The sequence below is a fragment of the Streptomyces akebiae genome (assembly GCF_019599145.1).
Lineage (GTDB): Bacteria > Actinomycetota > Actinomycetes > Streptomycetales > Streptomycetaceae > Streptomyces > Streptomyces akebiae.
The window spans coordinates 2,452,647-2,468,165 of record NZ_CP080647.1 but is presented as its reverse complement, the minus strand read 5'-3'; the positions used below and the strand labels follow the sequence as shown (position 1 = coordinate 2,468,165).

Annotated in this window: 15 protein-coding genes; 2 read left to right on the top strand and 13 right to left on the bottom strand. The window is 72.2% G+C overall.

Annotated elements, in window-relative coordinates:
• Positions 1–26: 26 nt before the first annotated feature.
• The 10 genes from K1J60_RS10740 to K1J60_RS10695 all read right to left on the bottom strand — a co-directional run bounded on the left by K1J60_RS10740 (position 27) and on the right by K1J60_RS10695 (position 11,530).
• The gene (locus K1J60_RS10740; protein ID WP_220646015.1) at positions 27–1,625 is read right to left on the bottom strand and encodes an alpha/beta hydrolase; all 1,599 of its coding nucleotides are present in this window, start codon (positions 1,623–1,625) and stop codon (positions 27–29) included.
• 90 nt (positions 1,626–1,715) lie between these two features.
• Positions 1,716–2,483 (bottom strand): TIGR04222 domain-containing membrane protein, encoded by a 768-nt coding sequence (locus tag K1J60_RS10735; protein WP_220646014.1) that lies wholly within the window; start codon positions 2,481–2,483, stop codon positions 1,716–1,718.
• A gap of 169 nt (positions 2,484–2,652) precedes the next feature.
• The gene (locus K1J60_RS10730; RefSeq protein WP_220646013.1) at positions 2,653–3,444 is read right to left on the bottom strand and encodes a DUF4142 domain-containing protein; all 792 of its coding nucleotides are present in this window, start codon (positions 3,442–3,444) and stop codon (positions 2,653–2,655) included.
• A gap of 251 nt (positions 3,445–3,695) precedes the next feature.
• Positions 3,696–5,117: a DUF692 domain-containing protein gene (locus K1J60_RS10725; RefSeq protein WP_220651409.1), complete on the bottom strand. Its 1,422-nt coding sequence runs from the start codon at positions 5,115–5,117 to the stop codon at positions 3,696–3,698.
• Positions 5,118–5,273: 156 nt separating this feature from the next.
• Positions 5,274–6,080: a DUF4142 domain-containing protein gene (locus K1J60_RS10720; RefSeq protein ID WP_220646012.1), complete on the bottom strand. Its 807-nt coding sequence runs from the start codon at positions 6,078–6,080 to the stop codon at positions 5,274–5,276.
• A 132-nt stretch (positions 6,081–6,212) separates the two neighbouring features.
• Entirely contained in the window at positions 6,213–6,821 is a 609-nt protein-coding gene (locus K1J60_RS10715) for a DUF4142 domain-containing protein (RefSeq protein ID WP_220646011.1), read from the bottom strand.
• A gap of 159 nt (positions 6,822–6,980) precedes the next feature.
• Entirely contained in the window at positions 6,981–9,566 is a 2,586-nt protein-coding gene (locus K1J60_RS10710) for a M48 family metalloprotease (RefSeq protein WP_220646010.1), read from the bottom strand.
• A 1-nt stretch (position 9,567) separates the two neighbouring features.
• A complete protein-coding gene (locus K1J60_RS10705) occupies positions 9,568–10,077 on the bottom strand; it encodes a hypothetical protein (protein WP_220646009.1) in 510 nt (169 codons plus the stop codon).
• Between the two features lie 28 nt (positions 10,078–10,105).
• Positions 10,106–10,606: a hypothetical protein gene (locus tag K1J60_RS10700; RefSeq protein WP_220646008.1), complete on the bottom strand. Its 501-nt coding sequence runs from the start codon at positions 10,604–10,606 to the stop codon at positions 10,106–10,108.
• A gap of 207 nt (positions 10,607–10,813) precedes the next feature.
• Complete coding sequence (locus tag K1J60_RS10695) at positions 10,814–11,530, bottom strand: peptidyl-tRNA hydrolase (RefSeq protein WP_259407666.1); 717 nt, start codon at positions 11,528–11,530, stop codon at positions 10,814–10,816.
• Between the two features lie 82 nt (positions 11,531–11,612).
• Between K1J60_RS10695 and K1J60_RS10690 the strand changes: the two genes are divergently transcribed.
• Both K1J60_RS10690 and K1J60_RS10685 read left to right on the top strand, forming a co-directional pair.
• Complete coding sequence (locus tag K1J60_RS10690) at positions 11,613–12,515, top strand: ABC transporter ATP-binding protein (protein WP_220646006.1); 903 nt, start codon at positions 11,613–11,615, stop codon at positions 12,513–12,515.
• Positions 12,515–13,186, top strand: a complete 672-nt coding sequence (locus K1J60_RS10685) for an ABC transporter (RefSeq protein WP_220646005.1) — start codon at positions 12,515–12,517, stop codon at positions 13,184–13,186. Before K1J60_RS10690 ends, K1J60_RS10685 begins: the two co-directional genes overlap by 1 nt.
• Before the next feature lie 295 nt (positions 13,187–13,481).
• Here K1J60_RS10685 and K1J60_RS10680 read toward each other — a convergent pair whose 3' ends face one another.
• From K1J60_RS10680 to K1J60_RS10670, 3 genes are read right to left on the bottom strand one after another with little or no spacing between them, the layout of a single operon-like run.
• On the bottom strand, positions 13,482–14,351 hold the full coding sequence (locus K1J60_RS10680) for a polysaccharide deacetylase family protein (RefSeq protein ID WP_220646004.1): 870 nt from the start codon (positions 14,349–14,351) through the stop codon (positions 13,482–13,484).
• A 39-nt stretch (positions 14,352–14,390) separates the two neighbouring features.
• The gene (locus K1J60_RS10675; RefSeq protein WP_220646003.1) at positions 14,391–14,603 is read right to left on the bottom strand and encodes a DUF397 domain-containing protein; all 213 of its coding nucleotides are present in this window, start codon (positions 14,601–14,603) and stop codon (positions 14,391–14,393) included.
• Positions 14,600–15,421 (bottom strand): helix-turn-helix domain-containing protein, encoded by an 822-nt coding sequence (locus K1J60_RS10670; protein ID WP_220646002.1) that lies wholly within the window; start codon positions 15,419–15,421, stop codon positions 14,600–14,602. Before K1J60_RS10670 ends, K1J60_RS10675 begins: the two co-directional genes overlap by 4 nt.
• Between the last annotated feature and the right edge of the window lie 98 nt (positions 15,422–15,519).

Below are 15,519 nucleotides of genomic sequence, written 5' to 3'. Positions count from 1 at the left end.
CGTAAGGGGCGCGGGGAACTGCGCGATCAGCTACCGACGACCCGCAGTTCCCCGACAGCCTCGCGCCGAGCGGCGCTCGGCTCCGGCCGCCCCGCGCACGCGGCCCTCCGCACGGGCGCCCGCCCCTGCAGCAGGTACGCCTCCAGGTACCCGTTGACGCAGGTGTTGGACCCGCCCGCGACCCCGTGGTTCCCCGCGTCCCGCTCGGTCACCAGTACCGAACCCCACAGCCGCCGGTGCAGCTCGATCGCTCCGTCGTACGGCGCGGCCGCGTCCCGCTCGGCCGCCAGGATCAGCGTCGGCGGCAGCTCGCCGGGGCCGGTCCGCACGTCGAGCGGTCGTTGACGCGGACCGCTCCAGTAGGCGCACGGCAGGTTCGTCCACACGTTGTCCCACGTCTCGAAGGGCGCGGTCCGCGCGAGCCGGGTGTTGTCGCGGTCCCAGACGCTCCACCGTGTCGGCCAGGGCGCGTCGTTGCACTCGACGGCCGTGTAGACGGCCTTCGCGTTCTCCTGTTCGACGGCGGCTTCCGGGTACGGGCCGGCGATCCGGACGAGCGGCTTCGGGTCGCCCCTCAGATACGCCGAGAGCGCCAGGGCACGCTGCGGCCAGTGGTCGTCGTGGTACGCGGCCTGGAGGAACGCGCCCTGCAGCTGGCCCGGGCCCACCTTGCCGGCGGCGGGCCGGGCGGCCAGCCGCGCCGCCGCCCGCTCGTAGCTCCGCAGCACCTTCTGCGGGGTGTCACCCAGCCCGTAGACCCGGTGGTGCCTGGCGACCCAGGCCCGGAAGTCCGCCCAGCGCCCCTCGAACGCGGCCGACTGGTCGAGGTTGTTGCGGTACCAGATCTGCTCGGGGGCCGGGTTCACGGCCGAGTCGAAGACCATCCGGCGTACGTGCGAGGGGAACAGGGCCGCGTACAGCGCCCCGATGTACGTCCCGTACGACGCCCCCATGAACGTCAGTCGTGGCTCGCCGAGCGCGGCGCGCAGCACGTCCAGGTCACGGGCGTTGTTGAGGGAGTGGTAGTGCCGCAGCGCGCTCCCGCCCCGCCGTGCACAGCCTCGCGCGTACGCCTTGGCCCGTGCGACGCGTTCCTTCTTGTACGTCTCCGAGGGGTGCGTCGGCGCCGGTGCGGGCCCCCGGTGCAGTCGCTTCGGGTCCTGGCAGGACAGCGGTGCCGAGCGGCCGACCCCGCGCGGGGCGTAGCCGACTAGGTCGTAGGCGGCGCCGATGCGCTTCCAGCCCGGGAGGTAGCCGGCGAGCGGGAAATACATCCCGGAGGCGCCGGGCCCGCCCGGGTTGAACACGAGCGCCCCCTGCCGGGCGACCTTCCTGCCCTTCGCGTCCTTGCCCTTGGCCGCGATCCGGCTGACGGTCAGTGAGATCTGCCGGCCGTCGGGCCGTGCGTAGTCGAGCGGCACCTCGACCGTCCCGCACCGCACCCCGTCCGGCAGCCCCTCCGCCGCCGGGCACTTACCGAACCGGATGCCCTCGTCCGCGGCCCGCTCGGCCGCGAGGGCGACCGACTGCGCCGCCGTCCGGCTCATGTCCCCCTCGGCCGGCGCGGCCCCGAGGCCACTCAGCACCACCGCCCCGACAGTCCCGTAGAGAACGGCAGCCCGCATGGCGAATCCCTCCGAAGCACGACAGCGACAAAGGGATGTTTGGCGTTAAATAGGGCGAATGTAAAGGACTGTCGGGGAGTGTCGCCGTCGCTATCGCTGCCCGAACGCCGCCCGCAGCTCCGCGGACCCCACCGCCCCCACGCCCCAGACGGCCACGGAGACGAGATCCGCCAGGTCACCTCCGCCCCGGCCCACGACGGTCCGCAGCACCCGCACCCCCTCCGGTGTCGCCCAGCGCGTACCGGGATGCCTGTCGACCCGCACGATGACCAGACAGCTGAGCGTCAGCACCAGCGGCAACGCGAACCACAGCGCGACCAGCACGTGATGCTCCCCGTACCCCTGCGAGGGCAGCATCAACGCCAGCGCCCCCAGTCCGCACACGCCCAGCGCGGCGCCCCGTACCTGGGTGACCGCGTCGGCCACGGCCGTGCGCGCGGCGTAGGGCACGGCCAGCCCCGCCGCGACGAGCCGGTCGGAGAGGCGGCGTACGGGGTCCGCGGCTGCGGCGGTCCGGCGTACGGGCGCTATCCGGGACTGCCCGCCGGGGCCTATCGCGCCGATCACGGAGCGTTCCATGTCGTCCCGGCCGTCCGGGTCCACCACCGTCACCCAACCGGTGTGCGCGAGCAGGAGTCCGCGCCGGCCGGCCATGGAGACCAGGGTGAGGTCGGCGACGCGTGCCGGGCCGCCGGACAGGAACGCCGCCTCGTACAGCGTGAGCCGGTGGCAGTGGTGGGCGTGGTCGACGTGGACGTCGGAGTCGGCCGCCGCCGCACGCATCGAGGTCAGACAGAGTCGGGCACAGGACACGCCGGCGGCGGCCCAGGCCAGCAGGAGGAAGAGGACCCAGATCATGGCGTGTTTCTATGCGCCTGCCCCGGGCCGCATCGCGCGATGTCCGTAATCCGCAGGGAAGGTGGCCGCTCTGTTCCGATTGTTCGCCGTCGCGGCCCGCATTTGCCAGGACCCGGCAGGGGCGGGCGGCCGGAGCCTTCGGGTCCGGCCGGTGCCCTGTCGTCCGTCCTCAGTCGTCGTCCGCCGGGCCGTTGGCGGCCGGAGGCAGGGCGTACGTCGGTGACGGGTCCGGCCGGGTCGGCGTGGGCGAGGGGGTCACCGGGACGGGGGAGCCGGGGTCGTCCAACGGGGTCGGCGGCGTGGGGGAGTTGGTGAGCGGCGGGGCGCTCGCGGAGGCGGCGTCGCGGGCGATCGCGTCGTAGTCGACGAACCCGGTGGCCTCCAGCACCTTGATGTGGTCGAGAACGGTGGTGTTGGCGTCGTCGGCGAGGTCACGCACCAGCGAGTTGCGGGTGGTGGCCCGGACCTGGGCGACGACGGAGAAGACCTTGCCGTGTGCCAGCCGCAGGATGTTGGCGAACTCGCGGTCGTAGGTCTCGCCCTGCGCCGCCGTCAGGGTGTCCAGCCACGCCTTCTGCTGGTCGCTCGGCTGGTTGGGCAGGGGCAGGGCGAGGCGCGCGGCGACCTTGCGGACCCGCGCGTCGAGGAAGGTGTGCCCCTCGACGAGATGCTCCCCCGCGGTGCGTACGGCCAGGGTGGAGCCCTTCGTCTGGGCCTGCTGCCCGGCCGGCAGCTCCCACAGCCCCGCCAGTCTGACCTTGGTGACGAAGTCGCGGTCCAGGGCGGACAGCGGGCCGTACTGCGTCGTCACGGTGGACGCGTTGAGCACGCTCACGCCGGTGCCCGAGCGGTCCGCGTACGACCAGATCGGGAAGAGCAAGGCGACGAGCGTCGCCGTCAGTCCGGCGACGATGAGTCCTGTGCCACTGAACAGTCCTCCTCTGCCGTTGGTGGTTCGCATGGTGCCTCCTGCTCGCGGCACCGCACGCTAGTGCGCAACGGGTGCTGATCGGCCTACACACTGGCATGTTACTGCCCGGTCTACGCCAACTGCCGTATGAGGAGGAACGGTTGAGGAGGGGACAAAGCGCGCCGGATGGGGTACGCGAAGGGCCGGATGAACCGCGACAAAACATGGCGCACAGGGCGGCAAACCCGTGCGGGAGGCACGGGTCTGTTAATCGCAGCACATCCGGGGGTGAACGCCCCGGCTCACCGGCGTAGCAGGACCCTGCGGGTCGCGCGGGCCAGCCGGGCCGTCGGCCGCTGGGAGAGCGGCGCGGGGCCCGATCGCTCCAGCCACCAGCGGCGCACCTCGCGCCGGACGTCCGCGTCCTCCGGGCGGCCCGTGAGCAGCACGTGCTCGGCGAAGGACAGGGCGTCCCGCCGGTAACCGTCGGTCATCGGGTGCCCCTGTGCGTACGCGACAAAGGTCGGCCGGTACGACGATCCGAGGATCTCCGGGAGCTCCGGCGCGACCTTGGCCACCACGTCCGCCCGCTTGGCCGCGAGGGCCCGCGCCTGGACGCCCAGCCGCACCCGGTCGAACCCCTCGGGCACCGGGGTCCCCGCGACCAGCGCGGACAGCAGCGCCGCCTGCGCGAGCCCGAGCCGCTGCCGGGCTGCGGGCTCGGCCTCGGTGACGGGTACGGCCTCGGCGGCGGGCTCGGTCTCCGCGACGGCCTTCGCCCGGGCCGTGGCCGCCTTCCGCCCGGGGACCCGCTCACCCCTGTCGGTCTCGCGCGCACCCTTCTCGGGCTCCCGTACATCCTTGCCGGGGCCCCGCACCTCCACCTTCTCCAGCACACCCCGGATCGCCGTCAGCTCGCGCTCCAGCTCCCCCGGCTCGGGGAAGTTGTCGTCGCGCTCCAGGAGCACGCCCGGCGGGGCGATCCGGGAGGCGAGGTCGGCGAGGACGTCGAGGACCTGCTGCGGGACGGGGTGGGCGTGGCTGTCGTGCCAGACCCCGTCGCGCTCGAAGCCGCCCGCGACATGGACGTACGCGATGGCCTCGACCGGCAGCTCGTCGAGCGCCTTCGCGGGGTCCTCGCCCCGGTTGACATGATTGGTGTGCAGGTTCGCCACGTCGATGAGGAGCCGGACGCCGGTGCGGTCGACGAGGTCGTAGAGGAACTGCCCCTCGGTCATCTCCTCGCCCGGCCAGTTGATGAGCGCCGCGATGTTCTCCAGCGCGAGCGGCACCGGCAGCGCGTCCTGGGCGATCCGGACGTTCTCGCACAGCACGTCCAGGGCGTCCCGGGTGCGCGGCACCGGCAGCAGGTGACCGGCCTCCAGCAACGGCGACGCGGTGAGGGCGCCGCCCGCCCGGACGAAGGCGATGTGCTCGGTGACGAGGGGGGCGCCCAACGCCTCCGCGCGCTCGGCAAGGGAGCGCAGGCGCTGCTCGTCGGGGCGGTCGGCGCCGCCGAGACCGAGGGAGACACCGTGCGGCACGACCGTGACGCCCCGCTCGCGCAGGCGCAGCAACGACTCGGCGATGTGGCCGGGACAGACGTTCTCGGCGACGACCTCGACCCAGTCGACACCGCCGTCCGCACCGGCCATGCGCTCCACGGCGTCGGCGATCTCCGGCCGCCAGCCGATCCCCGTCCCCAACTGTGCGATCTGCTCCATCGTCCCCGTCCCCTCCTCGGTCACGTCGGTCACGGCTTCACCAGGACCCTGTGTGTCTCCTTACGGCGGACCTGTGTTCCGGCGTGACGGAGTCATGGCCCCGACAGCCGGGGCCGAACCCCGTGGAGGGGACCTTCAGAGCAACATTTGAGCTTTCTACTGGACCTGCGGCTGACCCTGGTCCTTGTTGATCTCCTCCGGGTCCGGACGCCCGGTGGGGACGTTCCCGGACTCGAAGGGGGACGGCTTCGACTGCACGTCAGGGTTGGTGGACGGCACGGCCGGGGGCGCGGCGGGCGGCACCTGGCCGGGGACGGGCGGCGGCGGGCCGGTCGGGCTGGCGGTACCGCTCACCGAGTTGTCGGCGATCGTCGCGAAGTCGACCTCGCCGGTCTTCTCCAGGATCGTGATGTGGTCCAGCACGGTCTGGTTGGCGTCGGAGGCCAGCTGGCGGATCAGCGTGTTGCGGGTGGAGTTCCGCACGCTGGCGATCGCCGGGAAGATCTTGCCGTGGGCGGCCCGCAGCAGGTTCGCCCACGTCTTGTTGTACTCGGCCTCGGTCTTGGAGGCGGTCATCTGGTCCAGCCAGCCCTGCTGCTCCGCCGTCGGCTGGTTCGGCAGCTCGACGCCCAGCTTCGCGGCGATGACCCGTGACCGCTTGTCGAGGTCGGTGTGGCCCACGATCAGGTGGTCGGCGGCCTCCCTGACGGACTGGCTGCCGCTGCGCTCCAGCGCCTGCTGCCCGGCGGGCAGCTCCCACAGGCCCGCCAGCCGCACCCGGATCAGCAGGTCACGGTCGGCGGGGGTGAGCGGCCCCCACTGCGTGGTCACCGTGTCACCGGTGAGCGCGGCCGCGGCTGTCGCGTTGCGGTTGGGGTACGAGTAGAAGATGGGGTAGGCGACCGCGGTGAGTGTGCCGGCGATCGCCAGGGCGACGAGCACAGAGCCCTTGGAGCGTCGCAAATGAGCCTCCCGGAGGAAACCAACTGATCGTTGGGGACTGAACTGTTGCTTGGGGCGCGGAGGGTGACCGCGGGGGTGCCGCTGTGACTGTCCGGTCCCGGGTCGCCGCCCGGGGGCGGGGCCGGGGCGGCGTCAGATCGTGCCGTTGGCGATCGCGTCGAAGTCGACCTGGTTGGTCTTCTCCAGCATCGTGATGTGGTCGAGCACGGTCTGGTTGGTGTCCGAGGCCAGCTGGCGCACCAGGGTGTTCTCGGTCTGGTTCCGGATCGCCCCGATGGCCGGGAAGATCTTGCCGTGCGCGGAGCGCAGCAGGTTGGCCCAGACCCGGTCGAACTGGTCGTCGGTCGCGTTGTCCATCTGCGCGAGGAAGCCCACCTGCTGCTCGTTCGGCACGTTCGGCAGCTCGACGCCCAGCTGCGAGGCGACGTTCCGCACCCGCTCGTCGAGGTCCTTGTGACCCACGATCAGGTGGTCCGCGGCCTCCTTCACCTCCGGGCTGCTCGACCGTGCCATCGCCTTCTCGGCGGCCGGCAGCTCCCACAGTCCCGCGAGGCGCACGCGGATGATGAGGTCCCGGTCGGCGGCCGTCAGCGGCCCCCACTGGGTGTTCACCGTGCTGGCGGCCATGTTGGCCTGTGCGGTGCCCGATCGGTCGGCGTAGGACCATACGGGAAACGCCAGCGCGCCGACGGTGACGACGAGAGCCAGGCTGGCGATGAGCGAGCCGTTGAGACGCCGCAAAGTGATCCTCCCGGGTGATGCCAACTGGTCGTTGGGGCAATTGCTTGGCCAGTACCGGGAAGTACGTGCGGTGCGGCGGAGTTGTTCAACGGGCTTTGAGCCGGCTGAGGACGGCCCGCTCAGGCGGACACGATTCACCGCGGCTCGGGCGGTGGGCCTTCACCGGGGCGGATTCCCCAGCGGAGCCCCCTCGTCGGCGCACCGGTCGCCGATGCGGTCGGTCAGGGCGCCGAACCTCTCGGCGTCCTGGTCCCCGGCGGCGGCGAACAGTCCCTGGAAGTCGGTGGCGAGGGAAGTGTCGCCGGCCAGCAGCGCGAGCCGCACCGCTTCGTGGAGCCGGGCGTTGGCATCGGCTGGGCCCAGGGAACCCATGGACCCGAGGAGACCGTCGAAGGCCCGGCAGGCGGCCGCCGAGGACGAGTCGGCGGGGCGGACGTCGGACGGCTGCCCGATGGGGCCGACGAGGAGCGCGAACCCCAGGACGAGGGACGCCGGGAGAGCGGCGACGCCGACCGCGAGCCACCGGTTCGGCCGTGCGCGGAGGGCGTGCCGCACGGGCGTTCCGGGCGCCACGGGCGGACGCTCGCCGCGCAGGCGTCCCACGGTGACGGGCACCGCCACGCCCACCAGCGCGCAGAGGAAACCTCCGGCCAGGATCCGCAGCAGTGTGTCGCGCACCAGAGGGAGCGGAAGGTCGAGCGAGCACGGACCCGGAACCAGGGCGAGGCCGTCGGCGCAGCCGGCCAGGACGACCCCGGCGAAGAACACCAGGGTCAGCAGACAACCGGTCAGAAAGGCGGTCAGCAGCGCGAGCGGTATCACGAGCCGGTCGTGGCGGTGCGAGCGGACCGTCACGGCGGCGGCGACTCCCTGGAACAGCATCGCGGCGGCGATCTGCCAGTAGGCGAACGCGAGGACGAATCCGTCCTGGCTGCGCACCGCCTGGCTCACCCCCTGCCGCAGCACCACCCGCTCCAGGATCTGCAACCAGGCGAAAACACCGGCAGTCCCGGCGCTCGTCGTCAGGACCTGCCCCACCCATGCGGTGTCGTACGGCGGCCGACGGTGCCACAGCGTGGCCAACGGGAACAGCCACAGGGCCACGAGGGCCACGACGAGCGGCGTCCACCGGGTGAACAACAGCGTCAACGGGTGTTCCACGAGGGCCCACAGCCAGAACGGGCCCACCGGTGCCGAGGCGCTCACCACGCCGTACAGATCCCGGGCCGAGTCGTGGACCGGCCCCAGCCCGTCGCCGGTGTCGTACAGCAGCATCCACCCGCTCAGGAGCACCGCGAACGGGAGCGCGGTGGCGCTCAGCCCGGCCTGCCACGCCTTTCCCGGCGGCTGCTCCCCGGTGGCGTGCCAGAGCGCCGCCGACCGGGCGATCCAGGCCGACAGCGCCACCATGAGCGAGCACAGGGCGAGGGACGACAGGAGTGCCGCCGGTCCCGGCGCGAGGGGGCGGCCCGTCAGGACGATGCCGTTCTGGGGGGCGAGCGGCCCGCCGACGACCAGACCGAGACCGAGGCCCAGCCCCGGCAGCAGAACCGCCCGGGTGCCACCGCCGAACAGGGCCGCGCGCCAGACCCCGAGGCCCATTACGGCGAGGGCGGCGGGTGCGCACAGCAGCACGGTCGTCCAGCGCGCGTCGAGGGCGTCGAGCCGGTTCACCACCAGCCACAGCAGAGTGAGCAGCCCGCTCGCGGCGACCGAGACGGCCAGCCCTGCGGCGAAGCACTCGGTGAAGCGGACACGGAACAGCTCCCGCGGCCGGACGATCTCGGCCGCCCGCGCGGCCGCGGACGGGTGCAGGGCCAGCGGCCCACGACGCCACCAGGGCACGGCCCGGCCGGACTCGGTGCCGACCACGTCCAGCAGGCCCGGTCCCGCGCCCCAGGAGGCCGCCCGCACGTCGGCGCCGTACTCGCGGATCCGCAGCACGGACACACAGGTGATCCAGACGAGGGCGACCAGGGCGAGAGACCGCCAGGTCACCGACAGGACCCCGGAGGCCGGCGTTCCGATCAGTGCGACGGCCAGTGGCAACAGTCCCGTGGGGACGAAGGCCAGGGCCAGGGCGATGGTGAGGTAGAAGACGTCGACGTCCTTGTTCCGCAGGTGCGCCAGTTCGTGCAGGACGACGGCACGGGCCCGCTCCGGCGCGAGGCCGAAGGCCCGGACTGTTCCCTGGGCCAGAGCCACCCGGTGACGGCCGCTTCGGCCGAAGGTGTACGCGTCCACCCTGCGGTCGGTCAGGCCGCTCACCAGGAACTCGGGGGGCCGTGACAGGCCCGCCTCCTGGGACAGCGAGTGCAGCCGTGCCAGCAGTGGGGCCTGGTCGGGGTCGTGCGGCGACAGCGGCTCCAACTGCCCGTACCGCGTCAGGAACGAGGGCAGGAGGAGATACACCGCCGTCGCCGTCACCACGAGCAGCAGGATCCCGCCGAGCACCCACCACGCCTTCCCCCGCTCGTACGGGGCGATGCAGGACAGGAAGCCCTGGGTGTAGGAGAGGGCGTCCGCCGTGGCGGGCCGGTCCGCCGGGGCCGACGCGCAGCGCTGGTAGAGGGCCACCGCCCGTCCACGGTCGGGTGAGAACGTGAAGTAGAGCAGGTTGTGGATGAAGGCCATCGTCCCCAGCAGCGCGGTGACGACGAGGGCGAAGCGGAACTTGGCGCCGCTGGGCAGCGCGAACGGGTCGGGAGGGGCGGGCCGGGTGGGCGGCGCAGGGGGCGTGGTCACGTCACCGGCGGACGCGGGCCGCGCCTGCGAGTGCGTCTGCCAGCAACCGGGCCTGGGAATCCCCGAGTTCGGCCCGCCGCAGGGTGCGGTAGGCCTCCTCGCGCAGCCACTCCACCTGGTCCGGCGTCAGTGCGCTGTCCGGGTCGGCGGCCTCGTTCTCGCCGTCCGACCGCCCGAACAGGCCGCGGAGCCACCGCCGAACGGCGGTGCCGCCGCCGTCGGCGAGGTTCGCGGCGAAGGCTCCGATGAACGAGGAGAGCGCGCCTTGCACCATCGCGAGGGCGAAGGGGGTCAGCATCACGACGACCTCGGCGCCGCCGGCCCCCATCAGGCTCTCCTTCGACCCGCCGCCGTCGCCGGCCGCCTCCTCCAGCGTCCTGGCAGGGTCCCGGAAATAGGCCCGGCTGTTCATTCCGAACAGGGCCATTTCCTCGGGCGCGACTTCGGAGACCACGATCCGGGTCACCTCGCGCACCACATCTTCATCCACGACGGATATCCGCGCATTCATGGCCGCCCCCTTTGTTCAGGAACATGGGCTAGTTGATCTGGCGTACGTAACTCACGCCGTCCAGCATGAGCATTTCGAATGAGTATCCGTATTCGTTGCCGATGTCGGACTGCTCGATGTACCAGCTGTCGTAGGTGATCGGTCCGCCGGGGACGTAGAGGGTCATGCTCGATTCCTCCACGACCGCCGGGCCCTCCAGGACCTGCTTGTTGTTGTAGAGCAGGCTCACGGTTCCGTCGCCGAAGAAGGTGATCCTGTCGAGCCGGGCGGAACCGTCACCGTCTCCGTCCCACGCGCCCACGAGTTCGTCGGGCACCTGTCCGGTGATGGCTTCTTCGGTTTCATCGCCAGGGGTGGGATCGACGGGGTCCTCGGTCTCGACGGGGTCCTCGGTTTCGACCGGGTCCTCGGTTTCGACGGGGTCCTCGGTTTCGACGGGGTCCTCGGTTTCGCTGATGGTCGGCCGCTGATCGTCGCTTCCGGATTCGCCTGATGCCCCGTCGTCACCGCAGCCGGTGAGGAATGCCACGAGCAGTGCCGCTATCACCGGCCCTCTAGCCCAGGAAATTCTGATGACGCCCCCCGATGGATCAGGCCCGACACGGGCGGATTGCTGGCATGCCGGTTTCTATTCCACGTGGGGCGGGCCGCACACCGTATCGACGCAAGTGATCGGAATTCTTCCGATCGCGAAGGGAAGGTGATCCGAAATTAATAAGATCATGGCGCGAATGGCTCAGGAGCGCAGCGCGGAGTGGTCCGCGACCACCGTGCAGGAGCCCGGGGCGACCTCCGTGAAGCCGGCGTCGCGTACGACGGGGAGGGCGGCGGTGGTGAGGGCGTGCCAGTGGGCGGGGGCGGCGGTGCGGACGGCGAGCGGGAAACCCGCGTCCCGCCAGGCGGTGCGGGCCGCGTCGTCCAGGTCCCACCAGGCGAGCTGGGCGCCGTGGCCGGCCTGGGCCATCGCCTTGCCCGCCGACATCTCGACCTCGGGGTTCAGCCACAGGACCGGGGCCGCGGGCTCCGGGTCGGCCGGTGGCTCCGGGTCGTCGAGGTCCGTGCCGGAGACCTGGAGGCGGGCCAGATCCTTGGGCCAGCCGTCGAGCGGGACCGGCGGGAAGACGCGCACCTCGGCCGACTTGCCCGCCACCGTGATCCCCGGCAGTGCCTCGGCGCGCCGCCACTCCGCGCCGCGCGCCCGCCGGACCACCTTCCGGATCCGGGCGTCCTGCCAGCTTCGCACCGCCTCGGCCCACTCCCCGTCGCCCAGCGACCGCGCGTCGCTCAGCATCACCAACACCGCCCGCGCCGCCGTCTCCAGCGCGTCCGTACGCGCCGGGGGCGAGGCCTTCTCGATGTGCGCGACCAGGGGCAGTACGAACTGCGGCGCCTCGTCGCGGGAGGTCCGCTCGTCCCGGAAGGGGCTGTCGTGGGTGGCATCGCTGGTGGTCACCCGCCCAGTCTGCCAGGCGGAAACACCGTTCCCGCGCCCCCTGCTCGCTCGCTTGTGCGAGGACTTGTACGAGGATGGGGGCATGGAACGTGAGTTACTGCTGAGGCTGGAGGGGGTCGGTCGACGGTACGGCCTCCGTGGCGACTGGGTGCTGCGTGGCGTCGACCTGGAGATCGGCACCGGCGCGCTGATCCGGGTGGTGGGCGCGAACGGCACCGGGAAGTCGACGCTGCTCCGCGTCCTCGCCGGGCTCGACGCGCCCACGGAAGGCCGGGTGACGGGACGCCCGCGGACGGCGTACGTCCCCGAGCGCTTCCCCGCCGCGCTGCCGTTCACCGCCGTCGAGTACCTCACCCACCTCGGCGCCGTGCACGGCCTGGACCGCCCGTCCGCCGCCCGCGCCGCCCACGCGTGGCTGGAGCGCTTCGGCGCCGCCGAGTACGCCCGTACGCCGATGGCGGAGCTCTCCAAGGGCAGCAGCCAGAAGGTCGCCGTGGCCCAGGCGCTGCTGGCCGAACCGGAGTTGCTCGTCCTGGACGAGGCGTGGACGGGCCTGGACTCCGACGCCCGCGAGGAGTTGGAGCGCGTGGTGGTCGAGCGGACCGACGCCGGTGCCGCGGCGGTCTTCGTCGACCATGACCCGCGTCGGCTCGCGGGGGCCCCGGACGCGACCTACGCGGTGGTCGACGGTGCGCTCGACCTCCGGTCGGGGGAGGGGGACACCTCGGCAGGAGCCGTCGTCGTGGTGGAGGGACAGGGGGCGCAGGGGGCGCAAGTGCCGCCTGATGTACGTGAGTTGACTTCTCGGGTCGGGGAATCAGGGGCGGGGAGCCACCTGTTCACGGTCCCGGCGGATCGGTCCGACGCGTTGCTCAAGGCGTTGCTGGGGGCGCGTCCGCCCTGGCACGTGGTGCGCGTGACCCCGGTGTCCGAACCCGCGGCCCAGGAAACACCGGAACCGGAACTGGAAGTGGAAAGCTCCTGATGACCGCCCTCCTCCGCTACCAGGCGGCCCTCCTCGTCCGCTCCCAGCGCTGGTTGCCGCCCGTCATCCTGTACGCGGCGTTCCTCGGCATCGGCGTGCAGAGCGGACAGCCGGTGCTCGACTCGCTCGGCTACACCGCCGCCGCGCTGCTGCCCGTGTCCGCGTGGCTGATGCGGATCTGCGTCACCAACGAGCCGCCCGCGGCCCGCAGTTGTACGGGGGCGGCGGCCGGGCCCGGCCGTGCGCACCTGGCCTGTGTCCTGGTCGCGTTCTCGGCGGCCGCGTTCCTCGGGACGGCGGCCACGGTCCTCGTCACGTTCATCAGCGCTCCCACGAGCACGGACCACCAGACGCGCGTCGAGGCACTCCCGGCGGGCGGCGCGGGCCTCCTGGCCGCGCTGGTCTGCGCACTCCTCGGCACGGCCGTCGGCGCGCTCACGAACTGGCCGCTGCTGCGTTCGCCGGGCCGGGCCGTCCCCGCGCTCCTGCTCGGTGCCCTGCTGGCGCTGGTGGTGGCCGGCTCCCCGGCCAGGGCGGCGGTCACGGCCCTGGTCGACGGCTCGCGGCACGCGACGATCCCGGTCCCCGTCCTGCCCCTGCTCGCCGCCGGGCTCCTCACGGCGGGCGCGACCGCCGTGGCCTGCGCCCTGACCAGGCGCCGCTCAGCCTGAACAGGCCGTCCGTTCCGCCTCCCGCCTCCCCCAATTCTCGACTTCGCCCGAACCGGGGGGACCCCCATCACACCGGGCACAGGGTGATCCCCTTGTGGGACTCCGGGTACTAGGCGGGCTGCCGGCACAGGACGCACTCGGCGGAGGGAGGGCCGTCGGTGGTCTCCGGCGCCAGGCCCGGAGCCGGAGCCGGAGCCGGATGTGGACGCGGTGTCGCGGTCGGCCCCCGCTGCCGCCGCCGCGGTAGTCGTCGTCGCTCATACATCCAGCGCAGAGCGGCCCCGCGCCGAGCTGCTCAGGGCGCCGCTACCGCCCTCGCCGCCGTCGTTCCGACCAGCTCCGACACCTTCACGAACCGGAAACCGCGCTCCCGGAGCGCCGGCACGATCTTCCGCACGGCCCGCTCCGTGACCGGCGCGGCACTCCGCGTACAGTGCATGACCACGACGGACCCCGGCCGCACCCCGTCCAGCACCTCCCGCACCACCTCGTCCGCGTCCGTCGCGAACGCGTCGCCGCTCGCCACGTCCCACTGCACCGCCGTCACCCCGGACGCGCTGAGCCTGCGCAGCGCGCGGCTGTCGTAGCAGCCGCCGGGGAACCGGAAGTACGGCATCGGATCCCGGACCCCGGCCGCACGGAACACCCGGTACGCCCGCTCCAGATCCGCCCGCATGCGCGCGGGCGCCATGGTCGGCAGGCCGTAGCAGTTCTCGGTGAAGGCGTGATGGCTGTACGAGTGGTTCGCGACCTCGAACAGCGGGTCCCGTCCGATGGAGCGCGCCTGGATCGGGTACTCCTCGACCCACCGCCCCGTCATGAACAGCGTGGCCGGAACCTTCAGCTGACGCAGCGCGGCGATCAGCTCCGGATTGTCGAACCGTTCGCCCGCGGCGGCCCGCTCGCCCTGGTCCGCGGTCATGTCCGCGTCGAAGGTGAGCGCGACGGTCTTGTCGGTGCGGCTGCGGAGACCGTGCTCGAACACCGGGGTCAGCCCTGCCGGGCCCGGCGCGAGCGTGGGCGGCCGGGACGCCGACGCCGCCGACGGGCTGGCGGTGGCGTTGACGATGCGCGTCGAGGCGTGCGGGGTGCCACAGGCGGCGAGGGCGGCACCGAGCGCACCGAGTGCGCAGAGCGCGGTGATGCTGCGTACGGGACTGATCACCGCACGAAAGTACGGCGATGGGGTCAGCGGACAGTCGGTTCAGCTGCCGAACGCCGGGGAGTCCGTCCCGAAGTCACCCGCCTGGGCGATAAAGGGGGCCCAGGCGGCGGGAGAGAGGGTCAGCGCGGGGCCGGTGGGGCGCTTGGAGTCCCGGACGCGGACGGCGGAGGGGAGGGGGGCGACTTCTACGCAGTCGTCGCCCTGGGCACTGCTGTAGCTGCTCCTGGTCCAGTGCGGTTCAGTGGTGTTCATAGCTCTCCTCGCATTCTCTGCAACAGGCCCACGGAGTCCTGCGGGGAGAGGGCCTGCGAACGCAGTCTGGCATAGCGCAGGGAGAGCTTGGCCACCTCCTTTCTGTCGGTGATCAGGCGCCCGCTCTCCTGACCCTCGCAGTACGCGAACCGCTGCGCATCAGGGGTTTCGAGGAGGCGGATGGGGCCGGCCAGACAGGCGTGGTGCTCTGTGCGCGCAGGCATGATCTGGATGGTGACGTTGCGCAATGTGCTTGCCGCCAGCAGGTGGTCGAGCAGTTCCACACAGACGGCCGTGCCGCCGAGTCGGCGCATGAGCACGGCCTCCTCGACGACGAAGTCGAACGTGGTCCTGGGCTCGTCGCGGAACAGTGTCTGCCGCTGCATGCGAACCTTGACGAGGGCCTCCAACTCGTCGTCGGGCAACGGCGGGACGTCCTCGTCGCACAAGGCCCGCACGTACGACTCCGGCTGCAACAAGCCCGGCACGAGGCGGCACTCGTACGTGCACAAACTCACCGCCTGCCGCTCCAACTGGGCCCACCGACGGAACCACGACGCCAGGCCAGGCTGCCGTGAGACGTGTTTGGCCGCCCTGCGCAGCGCGCCCGTGTCCCCCAGCACCCGGTCCGCCCGCTCCACGAACACCTCGTCCGCCATCCGCCTGCCCAGCTCGATGGAGGCGACCGTGTGCACGCTGAAGCTCACCAGTGGGGCGAACTGCTCCCGCGTGTAGCCGTGGTGCTCGCGCAGCGCCTGCACGAACGCCCCGAACGTCTTCAGACTGTCGGACGGGTCCGGCTCCCAGTCGACACCCATGCTCGGCCACCTCCAGATGAGTCGGATCTCCCCACGATCAACTCACCCAGCGTCACGAACGGTTACGCGTACTGTCCATCGAACACGCGCGTACGGCC

Coding starts and splice junctions, on each gene's coding strand:
- K1J60_RS10740 (WP_220646015.1), bottom strand. CDS start 1,625: ATGCGGGCTGCCGTTCTCTACGGGACTGTCGGGGCGGTGGTGCTGAGT.
- K1J60_RS10735 (WP_220646014.1), bottom strand. CDS start 2,483: ATGATCTGGGTCCTCTTCCTCCTGCTGGCCTGGGCCGCCGCCGGCGTG.
- K1J60_RS10730 (WP_220646013.1), bottom strand. CDS start 3,444: ATGCGAACCACCAACGGCAGAGGAGGACTGTTCAGTGGCACAGGACTC.
- K1J60_RS10725 (WP_220651409.1), bottom strand. CDS start 5,117: ATGGAGCAGATCGCACAGTTGGGGACGGGGATCGGCTGGCGGCCGGAG.
- K1J60_RS10705 (WP_220646009.1), bottom strand. CDS start 10,077: ATGAATGCGCGGATATCCGTCGTGGATGAAGATGTGGTGCGCGAGGTG.
- K1J60_RS10690 (WP_220646006.1), top strand. CDS start 11,613: ATGGAACGTGAGTTACTGCTGAGGCTGGAGGGGGTCGGTCGACGGTAC.
- K1J60_RS10685 (WP_220646005.1), top strand. CDS start 12,515: ATGACCGCCCTCCTCCGCTACCAGGCGGCCCTCCTCGTCCGCTCCCAG.
- K1J60_RS10675 (WP_220646003.1), bottom strand. CDS start 14,603: ATGAACACCACTGAACCGCACTGGACCAGGAGCAGCTACAGCAGTGCC.
- K1J60_RS10670 (WP_220646002.1), bottom strand. CDS start 15,421: ATGGGTGTCGACTGGGAGCCGGACCCGTCCGACAGTCTGAAGACGTTC.